Raw genomic sequence first — 19,321 nt, 5'->3', positions numbered from 1 at the left:
CACCCGTTCCCATACCGAACACGGAAGTTAAGCTCTCTAGCGCCGATGGTAGTTGGGACCTTGTCCCTGTGAGAGTAGGACGTCGCCAAGCAACTAAACACGAGTCAAATGACTCGTGTTTTTTCGTGTTTTCTTTTATAATCCATAGTAATTAAAAAATGTGTTTAAATAATTATTATTTTGATTAAATACAGGGGAATGTGGCTAGGATAGTGAATAAGCAAAAGAGTTGCAAATTTTATTAATACGTATATAATTAAAGTCAAAGATAGTCAAAGTCAATAAAGGTGGCGGATAAATGAGAAATATATCTGATATCATTGAGCAATATCTAAAGCAAGTTATTGACTTAAGTAATAATAATGTGATTGAAATCAAAAGAAATGAGATTGCGGATCGATTCGAGTGCGTACCATCTCAAATCAATTATGTAATCAATACCCGTTTTACGATAGAAAGAGGATTTGTAGTAGAAAGTAAACGTGGTGGAGGAGGTTACATTCGCATTATAAAAGTCAAACTGCATGACGATATAGACATGATTGATCAAATGCTTCATATGATTGATCATAGCGTTGCGCAAGGGAATGCAGAGAGTATGATTATACGTTTAATAGAAGAGGGAATCATAACAAATCGTGAAGCTAAACTTATGTTAAGTGTACTAGATCGTTCTGTATTATCAATGGATGTTCCTTCTCGAGATGAACTTAGGGCTCGAATATTATGCGCAATGTTAAGAACACTGAAATATAAATAAATATAGCTTTTGTAAAAGAATAATAACTAAGAGATAAGGCAGTTAAATATTGTAGAGGTTTTGAAAAAAGAACACGCACTTTTATTTAAACAAGTAAAGGAAAGTGAACAATCTAGTAATGTATGAAAAGTACTATCAGATAGATCGTTCCTATTGTAAAGGTGGGGATAGTGATGACTTGTCAAAACTGTAATATAAGACCAGCAACTTTACATTATACAAAAGTAATCAACGAAAAGAAGACGGAAGTTCATCTTTGTGAGCAATGTGCAGAACAAAGTGGCTATACGTCTTTCTTTCAATCACCGCAGTCTAACTTTTCATTCCATGATTTATTTGCTGGGTTATTACACGGTGAATCAACAATGTTTGAAGAAGGACAAAACGGGCTTTCGAATACAAGTATATTAAGGTGTCCAGATTGTAAGATGACATATGAGCAATTTACAAAGGTGGGACGGTTTGGATGTGCTTCTTGTTACGATACATTTAAGGAACATTTAAAGCCATTATTAAAACGTCTGCACGGTGGACATACAGATCATTGTGGAAAAATTCCGGAACGTATAGAAGGAAATCTTCACTTAAAGAAAGAATTAGATGAACTAAAACTCATTCTGAAACAATACGTACAGAAAGAGGAGTTTGAGAAAGCTGCTGAAGTAAGGGATAATATTCGAGGTCTTGAAAATCAGCTTAGTGAGCATAGAGAGGGGGAATAGTTCTATGTCACTGGACAAAATTATGAATGAAGCGATTAGTCCATGGATGAAGGGGGATGGCCCTGATTCTGATATTGTTTTAAGTAGTCGAATTCGTTTGGCTCGTAATTTTAAAAAATATCAATTCTCTACTATGCAAAACGAAGGAGAAGCTAGACAGATTCATGAATTATTTAAAAAGGAATTTATAAATAAAACGGTAGAACCTTTTGGAGATTTTGAACTATTAAAAATGAATGAATTAACGCCTCTTCAAAGGAGAGTATTAGTTGAAAAGCATTTAATTAGTCCTAACCTTGCAGGAACAGAATATGGAGCATGTCTATTATCAGAAAGCGAACATATTAGTGTTATGCTTAATGAAGAAGACCACATTAGGATACAGTGCTTATTTTCAGGGTTACAGTTATCAGAGGCCATTCAAAGTGCCAATCTAATAGATAATTGGATAGAGGAAGAGGTTGAATATGCTTTTGATGAATCACTTGGATATATAACGAGCTGCCCTACTAACGTTGGTACAGGATTGAGGGCTTCCGTAATGATTCACTTACCGGGACTCGTTTTAACGAAAAGAATTAGCCGCATTATACAAGTAATTCAAAAATTAGGGTTAGTAGTAAGAGGAATATACGGTGAAGGTAGCGAAGCGTTAGGTAATATATTTCAAGTGTCAAATCAAATGACGCTAGGAAAATCTGAAGAAGATATTATTGCAGATTTAAAAAGTGTCATTCAACAAATCATACAGCAAGAAAAAATGGCTAGAGAATTAATTGTACAAAATTCAAGTATTGAGCTTGAAGATAAGGTTTATCGCTCTTATGGCATACTAGCAAACAGTCGGTTAATTCAATCTGCAGAAGCGGCCACTTGCTTATCAGATGTACGACTTGGTATTGATTTAGGATATATAAAAGGTGTATCGAGAAATATTTTGACTGAGCTAATGGTTCTTACACAACCAGGCATTTTACAACAATATGCAGGCGGACCTTTAGGACCAGAAGAAAGAGATTATCGAAGAGCAACCTTAATCCGTGAGCGATTACGTATTGAAAAAAACTAAGCGCAAGTAGGAGGCGATTTCTATGATGTTTGGAAGATTTACAGAAAGAGCACAGAAAGTATTAGCTTTATCTCAAGAGGAAGCAATTCGTATTGGGCATAATAATATTGGAACAGAACACATTTTACTTGGGCTTGTACGCGAAGGGGAAGGAATTGCAGCAAAAGCGTTAATTGCTCTTGGGTTAAGTCCAGAGAAGGTTCAAAAAGAGGTAGAAGCGTTAATTGGACGCGGAACAGAAGCTTCTCAAACTGTACATTATACACCGCGTGCTAAAAAGGTTATTGAGTTGTCTATGGATGAAGCTCGTAAATTAGGTCATTCTTACGTTGGAACAGAACATATCTTACTTGGTTTAATCCGTGAAGGTGAAGGTGTAGCAGCACGTGTTTTAAATAACTTAGGCGTTAGCCTAAATAAGGCAAGACAACAAGTATTGCAACTTCTTGGAAGTAATGAAGCAAGTTCAGGTCACCAAGGTGGTTCTTCAACGAATGCAAATACACCAACACTGGATAGCTTAGCACGTGATTTAACAGTTGTTGCACGTGAAAACCGTCTAGATCCTGTTATCGGTCGTGGTAAAGAAATTCAACGTGTAATTGAAGTTTTAAGTCGTAGAACAAAAAACAATCCTGTATTAATTGGAGAACCTGGTGTAGGTAAAACGGCAATTGCAGAAGGATTAGCACAACAAATTGTAAATAATGAAGTTCCTGAAACATTAAGAGATAAGCGTGTTATGACACTAGATATGGGTACAGTTGTAGCTGGAACGAAATATCGTGGTGAATTTGAAGATCGTTTAAAGAAAGTTATGGATGAAATCCGTCAAGCTGGAAACATTATTCTATTTATTGATGAACTTCATACATTAATTGGTGCAGGTGGAGCAGAAGGTGCAATTGATGCATCGAACATTTTAAAACCATCTTTAGCACGCGGAGAGTTACAATGTATCGGGGCGACAACCTTAGATGAATATCGTAAATATATTGAAAAAGACGCGGCTTTAGAAAGACGTTTCCAACCAATTCACGTTGATGAGCCAAGTTTAGACGAATCAACTCAAATCTTGAAAGGTTTACGTGATCGTTACGAAGCGCATCACCGTGTATCTATTACAGATGATGCAATTGATGCAGCTGTAAAGCTTTCAGACCGCTATATTACAGATCGTTTCTTACCAGATAAAGCAATTGATTTAATTGATGAAGCTGCTTCAAAGGTTCGCTTACGCTCTTATACAACACCACCAAATCTAAAAGAGCTTGAAGTAAAACTTGAGGAAATTAGAAAAGAAAAAGATGCAGCTGTGCAAAGTCAAGAATTTGAAAAAGCTGCTTCCTTACGTGATATGGAACAACGCTTACGTGAAAAGTTAGAAGATACGAAGCGTCAATGGAAAGAGCAACAAGGAAAAGAAAACTCAGAAGTGACAGTAGAAGATATTGCAAATGTCGTTTCTACGTGGACTCGTATACCGGTTTCTAAACTTGCACAAACAGAGACTGATAAATTATTAAACTTAGAATCCATTCTTCACAACCGTGTTATTGGTCAAGATGAAGCGGTAGTAGCTGTAGCGAAAGCTGTTCGTCGTGCTAGAGCAGGATTGAAAGATCCGAAACGTCCGATTGGTTCATTTATTTTCTTAGGACCAACAGGTGTAGGTAAAACAGAACTAGCAAGAGCATTAGCAGAATCTATGTTCGGTGATGAGGATGCAATGATTCGCATCGATATGTCTGAGTACATGGAGAAGCATTCGACTTCTCGTTTAGTTGGATCTCCTCCAGGATATGTTGGATATGAAGAAGGTGGACAATTAACAGAAAAGGTTCGCCGTAAGCCATATTCAGTTGTCCTATTAGATGAAGTAGAGAAAGCTCATCCTGATGTGTTTAACATTTTACTACAAGTATTAGAAGATGGTCGCTTAACGGATTCTAAAGGGCGTACAGTTGATTTCCGTAATACAATTGTTATTATGACATCTAACGTTGGTGCAGATGCGTTAAAACGTAATAAACATCTTGGATTTAACGTGCAAGATGAGAGCCGCGATTATTCAGATATGAAAGGTAAAGTAATGGATGAACTGAAAAAGGCATTTCGTCCAGAGTTCTTAAACCGTATTGATGAAATTATCGTGTTCCATATGCTTGAGAAAAAACATATTCAAGAGATTGTAACACTTATGGTGAATCAGTTAGTGAAGCGCTTAAAAGAGCAAGAGATTGAATTGCATTTAACAGAAGGAGCGATTTCAGCCATTGCTGATAAAGGGTTTGACCGAGAATATGGTGCTCGTCCGCTTCGTAGAGCAATTCAGAAACATGTAGAAGATAGACTATCGGAAGAACTTTTAAAAGGTGCTATTGAGAAAGGACAAAAAGTTATCTTTGATGTTGAAGGGGAATCATTTGTCATTCATAGCGCTGAAAAGGTAAAATAAGTATAGACAAACTAAGAGGGCTACGAGATAGCCCTCTTTCTTGTACGAGAAGGATAAACTGTTTATAGATGAAAGTGAAGTGAAATATAAAACGATATGGCTAAAAAGAAAACAAAATTCACATGTCAAGAGTGTGGTTATCAGTCACCAAAATATATGGGGAAATGCCCTGGTTGTGGTCAATGGAATACGCTTGTTGAAGAGATGGAACCGGTTGTATCATCAAGACGGCTTAATTATGCCAATGCAATTCAATCGGAAGTAACAAAACCAAGACGCCTAACAGAAGTAGAAACAAAATCTGAGGCACGTATTGAAACGAAATTCCAAGAGTTTAACCGTGTACTTGGTGGTGGGATTGTAGATGGATCCTTAGTACTTATTGGTGGAGACCCTGGGATCGGGAAATCAACATTGTTATTACAAATTTCATCGCAATTAGCAGATTCTTCATATGATGTACTATACATATCAGGTGAGGAGTCAGCAAAGCAGATTAAACTTCGTGCAGATCGTTTGCATGTAAAGGGTAGTAATCTATTTGTTGTAGCAGAAACTGATCTACAGCGAATTGCAGCGCACATTGAAGAGATGAATCCAGCTTTTGTTGTTATTGACTCTATTCAAACGATACATTTACCTGAAGTGACGTCAGCCCCAGGAAGTGTAGCGCAAGTACGTGAATGTACAGCGGAATTAATGAAACTTGCAAAAACGAAAGGAATTCCTATTTTTATCGTCGGACATGTAACAAAAGAGGGGGCAATTGCAGGACCTCGTATGTTAGAACATATGGTCGATGCAGTTCTTTACTTTGAAGGAGATCGTCATCATACATATCGTATCTTGCGAGCTGTGAAGAATCGTTTTGGTTCCACGAATGAAATGGGTATTTTTGAAATGAAAGAGCTTGGTCTTGCGGAAGTCTTAAACCCTTCTGAAATTTTTCTTGAGGAAAGACCCGTTGGAGTCGCAGGATCAACAGTAGTTGCCTCAATGGAAGGAACAAGACCGGTTTTAGTAGAAATACAAGCATTAATCTCCCCTACTAGTTTTGGAAACCCTCGAAGAATGGCGACGGGAATTGATCATAACCGTGTATCGCTTATTATGGCAGTGCTAGAAAAAAGAACAGGTTTATTATTGCAAAACCAAGACGCATATTTAAAAGTAGCAGGTGGTTTGAAATTAGATGAACCAGCAATTGATTTAGCTGTGGCTTTAAGTATTGCTTCAAGTTTTAGAGATAAATCTACGCCACCAACTGATGCAGTAATAGGAGAAGTAGGATTAACTGGAGAAATAAGAAGAGTATCAAGAATTGAACAACGTGTACAAGAAGCAGCTAAATTAGGATTTCAACGTGCTATTATTCCTAGAAAAAATTTGGGGGGATGGACAATTCCGGATGGGATTGAGGTAGTAGGTGTATCTAATTTAGGGGAAGCGCTTCGTTTGACATTAGGAGGCTAGGCTATGGAAGAAAACAAGCAACGTGTCAAAAGCATGATTAATATTTTACAGCTCGTGGCCCCAGGAACACCACTGCGCGAAGGGATAGATAACGTGCTTCGCGCACAAACAGGGGGACTAATTGTTCTTGGGTATAATGAACAAATTAAAAGTATTGTTGATGGGGGATTTCACATTAATTGTGCATTCTCTCCTGCTAGTTTATACGAATTAGCAAAAATGGATGGGGCACTTATTTTAAATGAAACTGGAAGTAAAATTTTAATTGCAAATGCACAGTTAGTTCCAGAGGCATCTATTGATTCTATTGAAACAGGTATGCGCCACCGGACGGCAGAGCGTGTAGCAAAGCAGACAGGTAGTCTTGTTGTGGCTATTTCACAAAGACGTAACGTAATTACACTATATCAAGGGAATTTACGTTATACACTAAAGGATATAGGTGTTATTTTAACAAAGGCAAACCAAGCTATTCAAACGTTAGAAAAATATAAGGCTGTATGGAATGATGGTATTACGAATTTGGGCATTCTAGAATTTGAAGAAGTCGTTACAATGTCCGAGGTGGTTCATGTGTTACATAGTGTTGAAATGGTACTGCGGATTAAAAATGAAATATTGAGCTATATTCATGAGCTAGGAACGGAAGGTAGGTTAATTCGTTTACAACTTACAGAACTACTAGCTGATTTAGAGGCAGAGGCAGCGTTATTAATTAAAGATTATTATCAAGAAAAAACACAAGACCATCATCAAATTTTGAAAAAGTTACAAGATCTTGCGAATACACAACTTCTAGAGGATAGCGATTTAGTTAAATTGCTTGGCTATCCAGGACAAATGAGTTTAGAAGAAAGTGTGACGCCGAGAGGATACCGAATCACGAGCAAAATTTCGCGCGTTCCGCCACTTATCATTGAAAATTTAATTAATCGATTTAAGACTTTGCAAGGTGTTTGTCGAGCAACTATTAATGAATTGGATGATGTGGAAGGAATTGGAGAAGTCAGGGCGAAGAAAATACGAGAAGGCCTAAAAAGAATCCAAGAGCATCTCTATATGAGTAGACACAATTAAGAATATTACATTGATTCCATAATATAACGACACTAGAACATTTTTGGTATATGATATGGTATATTGGTAAATAAAACTATTTATAAAAAAAAAACACGTCCGCTTTTGCATTCGGCGTTTTGATTAGCGAAACAATGGTTAATAATGAGTAGGAGGTGGTTCGATGTTAAAACGGATTGTACAGCTCTTCTTTCTAGTAATTGGCGGAGCGTTAGGGATTTACTTAATCCCAAAAGTTATTAATGTATTAGACATCGGTGCTGTTCCATTATTGGAAGGATCGTATGTTCGTGCAATTATTGGTGCAATTATTTTATTTTTAACAACATTTTGGCTTGTAGATTATATTGTTCAACTTATTAAGCATATTGAAGAGGCTCTTGTAAAGGCGCCTGTAGCGGATGTTTTATTTGGTACATTAGGATTAATCTCTGGTCTTATTGTTGCATATTTAATTTTAATACCAATTCGTGAATTTACAATTCCAGTTATTAGTACAGTGTTGCAAGTGTTCTTTACTCTTTTACTTGGATATTTAGGATTCCAAGTAGGGTTTAAAAAGAGGAATGAATTACTAGGATTATTTACATTACCACAACGTGGGAAGAAGAAAAATAATAATAGTGAGAATGAAGAAACTGAGGTAGAAGAATCTACAACTCATTGGAAAATTCTCGATACGAGTGTAATTATTGATGGGCGTATTGCTGATATTTGCCAAACAAAGTTTTTAGAAGGAACAATTGTGATCCCACAATTCGTGTTAGAAGAACTTCAGCACATTGCCGATTCTTCTGATGCTTTAAAGCGTAATCGTGGTCGCAGAGGATTAGATATTTTAAATCGTATTCAAAAAGAGATGCCAATTCCGGTAGAAATTTATGAAGGCGATTTCGATGATATTCAAGAAGTGGATAGCAAACTTGTAAAGTTGGCGAAAATCACTGGTGGAACGGTAGTAACGAATGATTTCAACTTAAACAAAGTTTCGGAATTACAAGGGGTAACGGTGTTAAATATTAACGATTTAGCTAATGCAATTAAACCTGTTGTACTCCCAGGTGAAGAACTGAGTGTTTATGTTGTCAAAGATGGAAAAGAACAAAATCAAGGTGTTGCATATTTAGATGATGGCACGATGATTGTAGTAGAAGATGGTAGAGAATATGTAGGTTCACAACTCAATGTGCTCGTTACTAGTGTGTTACAAACATCGGCTGGGCGTATGATTTTCGCCAAACGTAAATTATTAGAAAAAGCATTATAAGTAGAGGATTATTAATATGTATACATTAATTATTCCAGCAGCTGGTCAAGGTAAGCGGATGGGTGCTGGTAAAAACAAGTTGTTTTTACTTATTAATGAAGTACCAATTATTGTGCATACGTTACGTGCTTTTGAAAAAGATAAAGCATGCAAAAGTATTATTATGGCCATTAACGAAGAAGAACGTCCGTATTTTGAAGAATTAATGCAGAAGTATCCAATTGAAAAGCCAGTACAATTTATTCAGGGCGGAGCCGAAAGACAAGATAGTGTATATAACGCCATTCAGCATACTAGTGATGTTGAGTATGTTCTTGTACATGACGGCGCGCGTCCATTTGTAACGAAAAAAGTGATTCAAGATGTATTAACTGCAGCGGAAAAATATGGAGCGTCCATTTGTGCGGTACCAGTGAAAGATACAGTTAAGAAAGTAGAGCAGGGTATCGTTGTCGAAACGGTAGAAAGATCTCAGCTTAAAGCTGTACAAACACCACAAGGGTTCGCTGTTTCTCTTTTGTTAGAAGCTCATAGAAGTGCAAAACAGGGTTGTTTCCTTGGTACAGATGATGCAAGCCTCGTAGAACGTATCGGGAAGCAAGTAGGTGTAGTAGAGGGGAGTTACTATAATATTAAAGTGACGACTCCAGAGGATTTATTAATTGCTGAAAGTTTCCTTCATGTTCAAAAGAAATGACATTGATGATTATAGCGAAAAAAAGCTCGGCAACAGCCGGGCTTTTCTTTATAAGGATAGCAATATAATATAGAATCATAAAGCTCTGTAGTTTAGCTTGAGGAGGATGTAAAAAATGTTTCGAATTGGACAAGGTTTTGATGTGCATGAGTTTGCGGAAGGTAGACCGTTAATTATTGGTGGAATTACAATTCCTCATGAGAAAGGATTAATTGGTCATTCAGATGCAGACGTATTGTTACATACGATTGCGGATGCATGTTTAGGTGCAATTGCAGCTGGGGATATTGGAAAGCATTTCCCTGATACAGATCCTGCTTTTAAAGATGCTGATTCAGCTGTATTGCTGCAAAAAGTTTGGGAATTTGTACGTGAGCAAGGTTACGAGTTAGGGAATCTAGATTGTACAATTATTGCTCAAAAGCCAAAGATGGCACCACATATTGAAAGTATGCGTAAACGTATTAGTGAACTATTAGAAACGTCTATTGACAATATCAATGTAAAAGCAACAACAACAGAAAAATTAGGATTTACAGGTAGAGAAGAAGGAATTGCTTCTCAAGCAGTTGTTTTATTACAGAAAAAATAATGGTTTTTAATTCGTAAGATGGATAATCACATTTTTTTGGTGTACAATTATAGAATGTGTTGACATTAAGAATGGAAGGTGTACCAATTATGGAAAAGCAAGTGAGAGTGCGCTATGCGCCAAGTCCAACAGGACACTTACATATCGGAAATGCGCGTACGGCATTATTTAATTATTTATTTGCTCGTCATCAAGATGGTAAGTTTATTATTCGTATTGAAGATACTGATGTGAAACGTAATGTTGCTGGTGGAGAAGAAAGCCAATTAAAATACTTGAAATGGCTCGGTATGGACTGGGATGAAGGTGTTGATGTTGGTGGTGAATTTGGACCATATCGTCAAACAGAGCGTTTAGATATTTATAAAAAATTATATGAAGATTTATTAGAGCGCGGTTTAGCTTACAAATGTTATATGACAGAAGAAGAGCTAGAAGCAGAGCGTGAAGGTCAAATCTCTCGTGGTGAAACACCGCGTTATGCTGGAAACCACCGTGATTTAACTGAGGAGCAAATGAAGGGATTTGAGGCTGAAGGCCGCATTCCGAGTATTCGTTTCCGTGTACCGGTTGATCGCGACTACACGTTTAAAGATATCGTAAAAGATGAAGTTGCATTCCATTCAAATGATTTCGGTGATTTCGTTATCGTGAAAAAAGATGGAATTCCAACTTATAACTTTGCGGTAGCAGTAGATGATCACTTAATGGAGATTACACATGTACTTCGTGGTGATGATCATATTTCAAATACGCCAAAACAAATGATGATTTACGAAGCTTTCGGTTGGGATATTCCGCAATTTGGTCATATGACTTTAATTGTAAACGAAAGCCGTAAAAAGTTAAGTAAGCGTGATGAATCTATTATTCAATTTATTGAGCAATATAAAGAGCTTGGATATCTTCCAGAAGCAATCTTTAACTTTATTGCACTATTAGGTTGGTCGCCAGTAGGAGAAGAGGAAATCTTCTCTCAAGATGAGTTTATCAAAATGTTCGATGCAGCTCGTTTATCAAAATCGCCTGCATTATTTGATTCTCAAAAACTAAAATGGATGAACAACCAATATATGAAAAAGCAAGACTTAGATATGGTGGTAGAGTTAAGTTTACCGCATCTAGTGAAAGCTGGACGTATAGGTGAAACTTTAAGTGAACAAGAACAAGCTTGGATTCGTGATGTAATTGCGTTATATCATGAACAAATGAGTTTTGGAGCTGAAATTGTAGAGCTTTCTGAAATGTTCTTCAAAGATCATGTTGATTATGAAGAAGAAGGACAAGAAGTATTAAAAGGTGAACAAGTACCAGAAGTACTTCGTGCATTTGCGGGTCAAGTAGAAGCACTAGAAGCGATGGAACCAGCAGCAATTAAGGCGGCTATTAAAGCAGTGCAAAAGGAAACAGGTCATAAAGGTAAAAACTTATTTATGCCAATCCGTGTTGCAACTACTGGTCAAACACATGGCCCAGAGCTTCCTAATGCTATTGCACTTCTTGGAAAAGAAAAAGTTTTAAATCGTCTTCAAAAAGTAATTGGTTAACATTTTCTAGATTTAGAAATATAATAAGTATACTTAAAACCTAATAAGGAAAAGCGACGAGAAGGAGAAGTAGAAAATCAGGCTTTTTACAGAGAGAACCACCTTTAGGCTGGAAGTGGTTTATAAGCGGATTTTTGAAATGCCCCTTCGAGTCTTCTGCTGAACAGCGAATTGTTTTGTGAAACGTCTTAGGGCGTAAAGTAAGCAGAAGCGGTGTAAACCGTTATCATAGATGAGTTTGAGGCTTTCTTTAGCCTAAACAGAGTGGAACCGCGCTTATAAGGCGTCTCTGTCAATATGACAGAGGCGTCTTTTTTATACCGTAAAAGTGGATATGAGTATAAGTTTTATCCCCGTGTATAAAAATTTAGGGGGATAAGTAGGGAGTTAGTTCACTCGAAAAAGCAGCCCATAAAGGGGAGGGAGCGTCGATGTTTAAGAGGCTTCGGGAAGATATTGAAGTCGTTTTTGAACAGGATCCAGCGGCAAGAAGTTATTTTGAAGTCATTTTGACTTACTCTGGATTACATGCAGTTTGGGCCCATCGAATTGCACATGCTTTTTATAAAAAGAATTTCTTCTTTATTGCACGTTGGATCTCACAAGTTAGTCGTTTTTTTACTGGTATTGAGATTCATCCAGGAGCAACAATTGGTCGTCGTTTTTTCATAGACCATGGAATGGGGGTTGTAATTGGAGAAACGTGCGAGATTGGTGATAATGTAACGATCTATCAAGGTGTTACATTAGGTGGTACGGGTAAAGAAAAGGGGAAGAGGCACCCTACAATTCAGGATAATGTATTAATTGCAACAGGTGCTAAAGTACTAGGTTCTATTACAGTTGGAGAGAATTCTAAAATTGGAGCAGGGTCTGTCGTATTAAAAGAAGTGCCTGCACATTCTACAGTTGTAGGTATACCTGGCCGAGTCGTTATTCAAAATGGAGTAAAGATCGGTCAAGAATTAAATCATTCTGACCTTCCAGACCCAATTTTTGATAAGTTAAAGGTCATGGAAGTAGAACTTGATAAATTGAAAAAACAACTTGAAGTAAAGGTAGAAAGGAAGGATAAAAATGACTATTCACATTTATAATACGTTAACGCGTCAAAAGGAAGAGTTTACTCCATTAGAAGAAAATAAGGTAAAGATGTATGTGTGTGGACCTACAGTTTATAACTATATTCACATTGGGAATGCAAGACCACCTATGGTATTTGATACGGTACGCCGTTATTTAGAATATAAAGGGTATGATGTGCAGTATGTATCTAACTTTACTGACGTAGATGATAAATTAATTAAAGCAGCAAATGAATTAGGTGAAGATGTGCCGACAATTGCTGACCGTTTCGTTGAAGCGTATTTTGAAGATGTAACGGCACTAGGTTGCAAACATGCAACAGTTCATCCGCGTGTAACGGAAAATATGGATATCATTATTGAATTTATTCAAGAACTTGTGAATAAAGGATATGCATATGAATCAGAAGGTGATGTGTACTTTAGAACGAAGGAATTTGAAGGATACGGTAAATTATCGCATCAACCAATCGCCGACTTACGTCACGGTGCACGCATTGAAGTAGGAGAAAAGAAACAAGATCCTCTTGATTTTGCTTTATGGAAAGCTGCGAAAGAAGGAGAAATCTTCTGGGAAAGCCCTTGGGGGAAAGGTCGTCCAGGCTGGCATATTGAATGCTCGGCAATGGCGCGTAAATACTTAGGAGATACAATCGATATTCATGCTGGTGGTCAAGACTTGGCATTTCCTCATCATGAGAATGAAATTGCGCAGTCTGAGGCATTAACAGGAAAAACATTTGCACGTTATTGGATGCACAATGGATATATTAATATTAATAATGAGAAGATGTCTAAGTCACTGGGGAACTTCATTTTAGTTCACGATATCATTAAGCAATATGATCCACAGCTAATTAGATTCTTTATGCTATCGGTACATTACCGTCACCCAATTAATTTCAGTGAAGATTTACTACAAAGCACAAATAATGGACTGGAAAGAATTAAAACGGCTTACGGTAATTTAAAACACCGTATGGAAAGTAGTACTGATTTAACAGATCATAATGAGAAATGGTTAGCGGAACTGGAAAAATTCCAGACTGCATTTGAAGAAGCAATGAATGATGACTTCAACACTGCTAATGCAATCACTGAGTTATATAATGTAGCAAATCATGCAAATCAATATTTACTGGAAGAACATACGTCTACAGTTGTAATTGAAGCATACGTAAAACAACTTGAAACATTATTTGATATTTTAGGGTTAGAATTAGCGCAAGAAGAGTTGCTTGATGAAGAAATTGAGGTACTTATTCAAAAGCGCATTGAAGCTCGTAAAAATCGTGATTTTGCGTTATCGGATCAAATTCGCGATGATTTAAAAGACCGTAATATTATTTTAGAAGATACCGCTCAAGGTACAAGATGGAAAAGAGGATAAGAATGATTGATGCAAAGCAATTAAACAGCTTAGCGTTAGCATATATGGGTGATGCGGTATATGAACAATATATCCGCTATCACCTACTTCAAAAAGGGAAAGTTCGTCCTAATCAATTGCATCGATTAGGGACAAGCTTTGTTTCGGCAAAAGCACAGGCGAAAGTTGTTTATCATTTATTAGAGACAGCATTTTTAACAGAGGAAGAAGAGGCGGTACTAAGAAGAGGGCGTAATGCAAATTCAGGTACTGTCCCGAAAAATACTGATGTACAAACATATCGATATAGTACAGCCTTTGAAGCGTTAATTGGCTATCATCACTTATTAAATAATCGTGAAAGATTAGACGAAATTGTATATAAGGCAATTGCTGTTTTAGAAGAAAAGGAAGGGGGCACATCATCATGAGTAGTGAATATATTATCGGACGTAACCCTGTAATTGAAGCGTTACGCTCAGGAAGAGATATTAATAAAATTTGGATCGCGGAAGGTGCTGCCAAAGGACAAATACAAATTGTACTAGCACTAGCGAAAGAAAATAAGATTATTTTACAACATGCACCAAAGAAGAAGTTAGATCAATTAGTTGAGGGGAACCATCAAGGTGTAATTGCTCAAGTGGCTGCATATCAATACGCTGAGCTAGAAGATCTATTTAAAGTGGCAGAGAAGCGTAACGAAGATCCGTTCTTCTTAATTTTAGATGAAATCGAAGACCCGCATAACCTAGGTTCTATTATGCGTACGGCGGATGCAACAGGAGCTCATGGAATTATTATTCCGAAAAGAAGAGCTGTGGGACTTACTGCATCAGTTGCGAAAGCATCGACTGGAGCAATTGAATATATTCCTGTTGCACGTGTAACGAATTTATCTCGTACAATCGATGAATTAAAAGAACGTGGACTTTGGATTGCTGGTACAGATGCAAAAGGGAAAACGGATTACCGTAATTTAGATGGTAAAATGCCAATTGGATTAGTAATTGGAAGTGAAGGAAAAGGTATGAGTCGTATTATTGGTGAAAAATGTGATTTCTTAATTACTTTACCGATGGTCGGTAAAGTTACATCCTTAAATGCTTCAGTAGCCGCAAGTTTGTTAATGTATGAGGTATATCGTAAGCGTCACGAAATTGGTAAATAAAAAATGAACGATATTTTAATCGTTGACGGTTACAACATTATCGGAGCTTGGGGAGACTTGAAGAAACTACGGGATGTAGATTTGCAATCATCAAGAGATGCACTGATTGATAAGATGGCGGATTACCAAGGATACACAGGTACAAAGGTAATGATAGTCTTTGATGCTTATACAGTCCAAGGTATTGAAAAAAAGATGAAACAATCGCGTGTGGAAGTCATATTCACGAGGAAGAATCAAACTGCAGATGAAAAGATAGAGCAGCTTGCGATTGAGCTTAGAAATATAAATACGCAAATATATGTTGCGACTTCTGATTATACGGAACAATGGGTTATATTTGCGCAAGGTGCTCTTCGGAAATCTGCACGTGAATTGGAGTTGGAAGTACAAGCGATGGAGCAACAAGTAAGAAGGCGTACACAAGACACAAAAGAAAAGCAACCCGCCATGCGAAAGATATTTAGTAAAGATATTACAGAAAAATTAGAAAAATTAAGAAGAGGAGAGCGTTGAAGCATTGACGCTCTTTATCTTTTTACTGTATAATATTGCTAAATAAATAGCGGTCGGAGGGATCAAGGTGGAAGCAGGCTTCGTAAGTGTAGGCGACGTTACATTTCGTGATTTAGAGGATGAGGCAATCGTTGAGTTAGTTCGAAAAGGTAATACTGACGCTCTAGAATATTTGATTCACAAATATAAGAACTTTGTTCGCGCGAAATCAAGATCTTATTTCTTAGTGGGTGCCGATCGAGAAGATATTGTTCAAGAAGGTATGATTGGATTGTTTAAAGCGATTCGTGATTATAAAGAGGACAAGCTGTCTTCATTCAAAGCATTTGCTGAACTGTGTATCACTCGGCAAATTATTACCGCTATTAAAACAGCAACAAGGCAAAAACATATTCCGTTAAATTCATATGTGTCTTTAGATAAGCCGATTTATGATGAGGAATCTGATCGGACATTATTAGATGTTATTTCGGAAGCGAAGGTAACGGATCCTGAAGAAATGATTATAAGTCAGGAAGAATATACAGACATAGAATCTAAAATATCTGAATTATTAAGCGATTTAGAAAGAAAAGTGCTTTCTTTATATCTGGATGGTCGTTCTTATCAAGAGATTTCGGAACAGTTAAACAGACATGTGAAATCTATTGATAACGCTTTACAGAGGGTGAAGCGGAAATTGGAACGATATATGGAAATGAGAGAGAGTACCACTTTAAATTCATAACAAATGCTACAGGTGTAAAAAATCACCTGTTTTCTTTTTGGAGAGAGTGCAAAAGGCATGTCATTGACATTGTCTTTTGTTGTATGATACATTTTTAGGGACATAATGTTACAAGGTTGGTGTAACTAATGAGAAAAAAAGTTGTACTCTCATGTGAAGAGTGTAAAAATCGAAACTACTCTACGATGAAAGATACGAGCTCAGTAGAGCGACTTGAAATAAAGAAGTTTTGTAAAACATGCAATCAGCATACAGTTCACAAGGAAACAAAATAAATAATTGAAATAATACACTGGAGGTCCCGTAGATGCGTTTAACGAACTTTTTCGGCGATGTAGGTCGCGAAATGAAAAAAGTAAGTTGGCCTAAAAAAGATGAATTACTCCGTTCAACAGCGACTGTTATCGCTACAGTTGTCTTCTTTGCGATTTTCTTCGCAGTGGTTGATATGGGCATTTCTTCTTTAATTCGGTTAATTCTTGGTTAATTCTTGAATAAGAAGCACTTATCCATGATATAATGTTATTTATAAGAACTGTGTAAAAGCCCGGTGAACGGGTTTTTTCATTTGCGCAAAAAAATGTACGTCAGGGAGGGAAGGACGCTCGTCCTAAATGAATGGAAAAAAGTTGGTATGTTGTCCATACTTATTCTGGATATGAAAATAAAGTAAAAGCAAACCTAGAGAAACGTGTAGAATCAATGGGTATGCAAGATAAAATTTTCCGTGTTGTTGTCCCGGAAGAAGTAGAAGTAGAAATGAAAAACGGTAAAGAAAAATTAATGAAAAGAAAAGTGTTCCCAGGTTATGTATTAGTAGAGTTAATCATGACTGATGACTCTTGGTATGTTGTACGTAACACGCCAGGTGTAACTGGGTTCGTTGGTTCTTCTGGTTCTGGATCTAAACCATCACCTCTATTAGAAGAAGAAGTGGTTACCATTATGAAGCATATGGGAATGGACAACGAAGTGGTTGATTTCGACTTTGAACTTCATGAGACAGTGCGTGTAAATGAGGGGCCATTCGCAGATTATACAGGTGCTATTGAAGAAATTGATGTGGAGAAGAAAAAGGTTAGCGTGCTTGTGGACATGTTTGGTCGCGAGACTCCAGTTGAGCTTGACTTCCATCAAATTGAAAAATTATAAAATGAAACTTGAAATGAATTGTAAAAAGTGATAATATCTTTTAAGTCAGTACGTCTTCGTTATCGGAGACGTTTTTTGAAAGATTTTATCCTTACAGATAAAATATGACGTGGGAGGGCAAATCACTGTCCAATTGACCACATCACGGACTTAAGGAGGTGTGTCTCGTGGCTAAAAAGGTAATTAAAATGGTAAAGCTTCAAATTCCTGCAGGTAAAGCTAACCCAGCTCCACCAGTTGGTCCAGCATTAGGACAAGCAGGTGTTAACATCATGGGCTTCTGTAAAGAGTTTAACGCTCGTACAGCTGATCAAGCTGGTCTTATCATCCCTGTTGAAATTACGGTATTTGAGGACCGTTCATTCACTTTCATTACTAAAACTCCTCCTGCTGCTGTTCTTCTTAAGAAAGTAGCTGGTATTGAGTCTGGTTCTGGTGAACCAAACCGTAATAAAGTGGCAACTGTTAAGCGTGATAAAGTACGCGAAATCGCTGAAACTAAAATGCCTGACCTAAACGCTGCTAGTGTAGAAGCTGCAATGCGTATGGTTGAAGGTACTGCACGCAGTATGGGCATCGTTATCGAAGACTAATTCGATTTGTTTTTAAAAAAGGTTGCGGGTCTGGAATTCCAATTCGCAACCTTTATTATCGTAAATGATTATCGTTTTTAAATAAATGGATGGCGCGCATCCTCAGGTTATACCTGAAAATAAGCGTAAACGTGGGAGGTTATTCCGCTAAAACCACATTCGAGGAGGAAATAAAAATGGCTAAAAGAGGTAAAAAGTACGTAGAAGCTGCAAAGCTTGTTGATCGTGCAACTGCTTACTCTGCAACAGAAGCAGTAGAATTAGTAAAGAAAACAAACACAGCTAAATTTGATGCGACTGTAGAAGTTGCATTCCGTTTAGGTGTTGACCCTAAGAAAGCTGACCAACAAATCCGTGGTGCAGTTGTTCTTCCACACGGTACTGGTAAAGTACAACGTGTATTAGTATTCGCTAAAGGTGAAAAGGCTAAAGAAGCTGAAGCTGCTGGAGCTGACTTCGTAGGCGATGCTGATTACATCGGTAAAATCCAACAAGGTTGGTTCGATTTCGATGTAGTAGTAGCAACTCCTGACATGATGGGTGAAGTTGGTAAACTTGGTCGCGTATTAGGACCTAAAGGTTTAATGCCAAACCCTAAAACTGGAACAGTTACTTTCGATGTAACTAAAGCTGTTAACGAAATCAAAGCTGGTAAAGTTGAATACCGCGTTGATAAAGCTGGTAACATCCACGTTCCAATCGGTAAAGTATCTTTCGAAGATGCTAAATTAGTAGAAAACTTCGGAACAATTGCTGACACTTTACAAAAAGTTAAGCCAGCTGCTGCAAAAGGTACTTACATGAAGAACGTAACAGTTGCTTCTACAATGGGACCTGGCGTACGTGTAGACGTTTCTACATTAGCGTAAAATTTGGAAGTTGACTTCATAAAGAAGTTTTTATATAATCATTTATGTTGTGAATTTAATTAGTGTACCGTAGACAGTAGGTGTCAATAGACTTAATTTCCTACCTAGGTGTTAATATACGAAACGGAATTTTTTTTCTGTGACTATATGCCTCCATGTCTACAAGTTGGGCATGGA

At 37.2% G+C, this 19,321-nt stretch carries 21 protein-coding genes, 1 rRNA gene and 2 other annotated features (1 of these 24 running past the window's edge); all 22 genes read left to right on the top strand.

Translation table 11 applies throughout. From position 1 onward, the window contains the following. Positions 1 to 91 (top strand): 5S ribosomal RNA (rrf, locus tag ABH961_RS28240); the annotation flags it as partial. Positions 92 to 298: 207 nt separating this feature from the next. After that, positions 299 to 760: a transcriptional regulator CtsR gene (ctsR, locus tag ABH961_RS28235; RefSeq protein ID WP_001244556.1), complete on the top strand. Its 462-nt coding sequence runs from the start codon at positions 299 to 301 to the stop codon at positions 758 to 760. Positions 761 to 933: 173 nt separating this feature from the next. Beyond that, a complete protein-coding gene (gene mcsA / locus ABH961_RS28230; protein WP_000128404.1) occupies positions 934 to 1,482 on the top strand; it encodes a protein-arginine kinase activator protein McsA in 549 nt (182 codons plus the stop codon). A gap of 4 nt (positions 1,483 to 1,486) precedes the next feature. Then, complete coding sequence (gene mcsB, locus ABH961_RS28225; RefSeq protein ID WP_048543022.1) at positions 1,487 to 2,551, top strand: protein-arginine kinase McsB; 1,065 nt, start codon at positions 1,487 to 1,489, stop codon at positions 2,549 to 2,551. Between the two features lie 22 nt (positions 2,552 to 2,573). Then, positions 2,574 to 5,009 (top strand): ATP-dependent protease ATP-binding subunit ClpC, encoded by a 2,436-nt coding sequence (clpC, locus tag ABH961_RS28220; RefSeq protein ID WP_000971181.1) that lies wholly within the window; start codon positions 2,574 to 2,576, stop codon positions 5,007 to 5,009. 96 nt (positions 5,010 to 5,105) lie between these two features. Continuing rightward, a complete protein-coding gene (radA, locus tag ABH961_RS28215) occupies positions 5,106 to 6,482 on the top strand; it encodes a DNA repair protein RadA (RefSeq protein ID WP_048543024.1) in 1,377 nt (458 codons plus the stop codon). Positions 6,483 to 6,485: 3 nt separating this feature from the next. Further along, the gene (gene disA / locus ABH961_RS28210; protein ID WP_000392165.1) at positions 6,486 to 7,559 is read left to right on the top strand and encodes a DNA integrity scanning diadenylate cyclase DisA; all 1,074 of its coding nucleotides are present in this window, start codon (positions 6,486 to 6,488) and stop codon (positions 7,557 to 7,559) included. Positions 7,560 to 7,722: 163 nt separating this feature from the next. Further along, entirely contained in the window at positions 7,723 to 8,826 is a 1,104-nt protein-coding gene (locus tag ABH961_RS28205) for a PIN/TRAM domain-containing protein (RefSeq protein WP_000919686.1), read from the top strand. 16 nt (positions 8,827 to 8,842) lie between these two features. After that, the gene (gene ispD, locus ABH961_RS28200; RefSeq protein ID WP_048543026.1) at positions 8,843 to 9,523 is read left to right on the top strand and encodes a 2-C-methyl-D-erythritol 4-phosphate cytidylyltransferase; all 681 of its coding nucleotides are present in this window, start codon (positions 8,843 to 8,845) and stop codon (positions 9,521 to 9,523) included. Between the two features lie 115 nt (positions 9,524 to 9,638). Next, positions 9,639 to 10,115, top strand: coding sequence for a 2-C-methyl-D-erythritol 2,4-cyclodiphosphate synthase (gene ispF, locus ABH961_RS28195; protein ID WP_000488386.1), 477 nt, complete (start codon positions 9,639 to 9,641; stop codon positions 10,113 to 10,115). A gap of 89 nt (positions 10,116 to 10,204) precedes the next feature. After that, the gene (gltX, locus tag ABH961_RS28190; protein WP_000415158.1) at positions 10,205 to 11,662 is read left to right on the top strand and encodes a glutamate--tRNA ligase; all 1,458 of its coding nucleotides are present in this window, start codon (positions 10,205 to 10,207) and stop codon (positions 11,660 to 11,662) included. Positions 11,663 to 11,709: 47 nt separating this feature from the next. Further along, positions 11,710 to 11,956, top strand: a binding site (T-box leader). Between the two features lie 137 nt (positions 11,957 to 12,093). After that, complete coding sequence (cysE, locus tag ABH961_RS28185) at positions 12,094 to 12,759, top strand: serine O-acetyltransferase (RefSeq protein ID WP_000476500.1); 666 nt, start codon at positions 12,094 to 12,096, stop codon at positions 12,757 to 12,759. Further along, the gene (cysS, locus tag ABH961_RS28180; RefSeq protein WP_000152265.1) at positions 12,740 to 14,137 is read left to right on the top strand and encodes a cysteine--tRNA ligase; all 1,398 of its coding nucleotides are present in this window, start codon (positions 12,740 to 12,742) and stop codon (positions 14,135 to 14,137) included. Before cysE ends, cysS begins: the two co-directional genes overlap by 20 nt. A 2-nt stretch (positions 14,138 to 14,139) precedes the next feature. After that, on the top strand, positions 14,140 to 14,547 hold the full coding sequence (locus tag ABH961_RS28175) for a Mini-ribonuclease 3 (RefSeq protein WP_000564263.1): 408 nt from the start codon (positions 14,140 to 14,142) through the stop codon (positions 14,545 to 14,547). Then, positions 14,544 to 15,287: a 23S rRNA (guanosine(2251)-2'-O)-methyltransferase RlmB gene (gene rlmB / locus ABH961_RS28170; RefSeq protein ID WP_000093757.1), complete on the top strand. Its 744-nt coding sequence runs from the start codon at positions 14,544 to 14,546 to the stop codon at positions 15,285 to 15,287. The genes ABH961_RS28175 and rlmB overlap by 4 nt, the downstream gene beginning before the upstream one ends. A gap of 3 nt (positions 15,288 to 15,290) precedes the next feature. Next, complete coding sequence (locus ABH961_RS28165; protein ID WP_000997888.1) at positions 15,291 to 15,803, top strand: NYN domain-containing protein; 513 nt, start codon at positions 15,291 to 15,293, stop codon at positions 15,801 to 15,803. Between the two features lie 67 nt (positions 15,804 to 15,870). After that, positions 15,871 to 16,530 carry an RNA polymerase factor sigma-70 gene (locus ABH961_RS28160; RefSeq protein WP_000387198.1) on the top strand — a complete coding sequence of 220 codons (660 nt, stop codon included), beginning with the start codon at positions 15,871 to 15,873 and terminating at the stop codon, positions 16,528 to 16,530. 128 nt (positions 16,531 to 16,658) lie between these two features. Next, positions 16,659 to 16,805, top strand: a complete 147-nt coding sequence (gene rpmG, locus ABH961_RS28155; protein ID WP_002070160.1) for a 50S ribosomal protein L33 — start codon at positions 16,659 to 16,661, stop codon at positions 16,803 to 16,805. Positions 16,806 to 16,837: 32 nt separating this feature from the next. After that, the gene (gene secE / locus ABH961_RS28150; protein ID WP_001241321.1) at positions 16,838 to 17,017 is read left to right on the top strand and encodes a preprotein translocase subunit SecE; all 180 of its coding nucleotides are present in this window, start codon (positions 16,838 to 16,840) and stop codon (positions 17,015 to 17,017) included. Between the two features lie 131 nt (positions 17,018 to 17,148). Then, entirely contained in the window at positions 17,149 to 17,682 is a 534-nt protein-coding gene (gene nusG / locus ABH961_RS28145; protein ID WP_000415794.1) for a transcription termination/antitermination protein NusG, read from the top strand. A 167-nt stretch (positions 17,683 to 17,849) separates the two neighbouring features. Further along, positions 17,850 to 18,275: a 50S ribosomal protein L11 gene (gene rplK / locus ABH961_RS28140; protein WP_001085872.1), complete on the top strand. Its 426-nt coding sequence runs from the start codon at positions 17,850 to 17,852 to the stop codon at positions 18,273 to 18,275. Positions 18,276 to 18,451: 176 nt separating this feature from the next. Next, a complete protein-coding gene (gene rplA, locus ABH961_RS28135) occupies positions 18,452 to 19,144 on the top strand; it encodes a 50S ribosomal protein L1 (protein ID WP_002096939.1) in 693 nt (230 codons plus the stop codon). A 49-nt stretch (positions 19,145 to 19,193) separates the two neighbouring features. Beyond that, positions 19,194 to 19,321 (top strand) — a sequence feature (ribosomal protein L10 leader region); it runs 17 nt beyond the window's last position.

This window comes from Bacillus sp. RC251 (genome assembly GCF_044908765.1).
Taxonomy (GTDB): domain Bacteria; phylum Bacillota; class Bacilli; order Bacillales; family Bacillaceae_G; genus Bacillus_A; species Bacillus_A wiedmannii.
Note: the sequence above shows the minus strand (reverse complement) of the source record. Positions and strands in the feature narration are given on the sequence as shown.

What these genes read in the sequence shown, in the direction of transcription:
- clpC (WP_000971181.1), top strand. Translation starts at nt 2,574, where the DNA reads ATGATGTTTGGAAGATTTACAGAAAGAGCACAGAAAGTATTAGCTTTA.
- mcsB (WP_048543022.1), top strand. Translation starts at nt 1,487, where the DNA reads ATGTCACTGGACAAAATTATGAATGAAGCGATTAGTCCATGGATGAAG.
- ctsR (WP_001244556.1), top strand. Translation starts at nt 299, where the DNA reads ATGAGAAATATATCTGATATCATTGAGCAATATCTAAAGCAAGTTATT.
- ispF (WP_000488386.1), top strand. Translation starts at nt 9,639, where the DNA reads ATGTTTCGAATTGGACAAGGTTTTGATGTGCATGAGTTTGCGGAAGGT.
- rlmB (WP_000093757.1), top strand. Translation starts at nt 14,544, where the DNA reads ATGAGTAGTGAATATATTATCGGACGTAACCCTGTAATTGAAGCGTTA.
- disA (WP_000392165.1), top strand. Translation starts at nt 6,486, where the DNA reads ATGGAAGAAAACAAGCAACGTGTCAAAAGCATGATTAATATTTTACAG.
- cysE (WP_000476500.1), top strand. Translation starts at nt 12,094, where the DNA reads ATGTTTAAGAGGCTTCGGGAAGATATTGAAGTCGTTTTTGAACAGGAT.
- mcsA (WP_000128404.1), top strand. Translation starts at nt 934, where the DNA reads ATGACTTGTCAAAACTGTAATATAAGACCAGCAACTTTACATTATACA.
- cysS (WP_000152265.1), top strand. Translation starts at nt 12,740, where the DNA reads ATGACTATTCACATTTATAATACGTTAACGCGTCAAAAGGAAGAGTTT.
- secE (WP_001241321.1), top strand. Translation starts at nt 16,838, where the DNA reads ATGCGTTTAACGAACTTTTTCGGCGATGTAGGTCGCGAAATGAAAAAA.
- ABH961_RS28205 (WP_000919686.1), top strand. Translation starts at nt 7,723, where the DNA reads ATGTTAAAACGGATTGTACAGCTCTTCTTTCTAGTAATTGGCGGAGCG.
- rplA (WP_002096939.1), top strand. Translation starts at nt 18,452, where the DNA reads ATGGCTAAAAGAGGTAAAAAGTACGTAGAAGCTGCAAAGCTTGTTGAT.
- gltX (WP_000415158.1), top strand. Translation starts at nt 10,205, where the DNA reads ATGGAAAAGCAAGTGAGAGTGCGCTATGCGCCAAGTCCAACAGGACAC.
- ispD (WP_048543026.1), top strand. Translation starts at nt 8,843, where the DNA reads ATGTATACATTAATTATTCCAGCAGCTGGTCAAGGTAAGCGGATGGGT.
- nusG (WP_000415794.1), top strand. Translation starts at nt 17,149, where the DNA reads ATGGAAAAAAGTTGGTATGTTGTCCATACTTATTCTGGATATGAAAAT.
- radA (WP_048543024.1), top strand. Translation starts at nt 5,106, where the DNA reads ATGGCTAAAAAGAAAACAAAATTCACATGTCAAGAGTGTGGTTATCAG.
- ABH961_RS28165 (WP_000997888.1), top strand. Translation starts at nt 15,291, where the DNA reads ATGAACGATATTTTAATCGTTGACGGTTACAACATTATCGGAGCTTGG.
- ABH961_RS28175 (WP_000564263.1), top strand. Translation starts at nt 14,140, where the DNA reads ATGATTGATGCAAAGCAATTAAACAGCTTAGCGTTAGCATATATGGGT.
- rpmG (WP_002070160.1), top strand. Translation starts at nt 16,659, where the DNA reads ATGAGAAAAAAAGTTGTACTCTCATGTGAAGAGTGTAAAAATCGAAAC.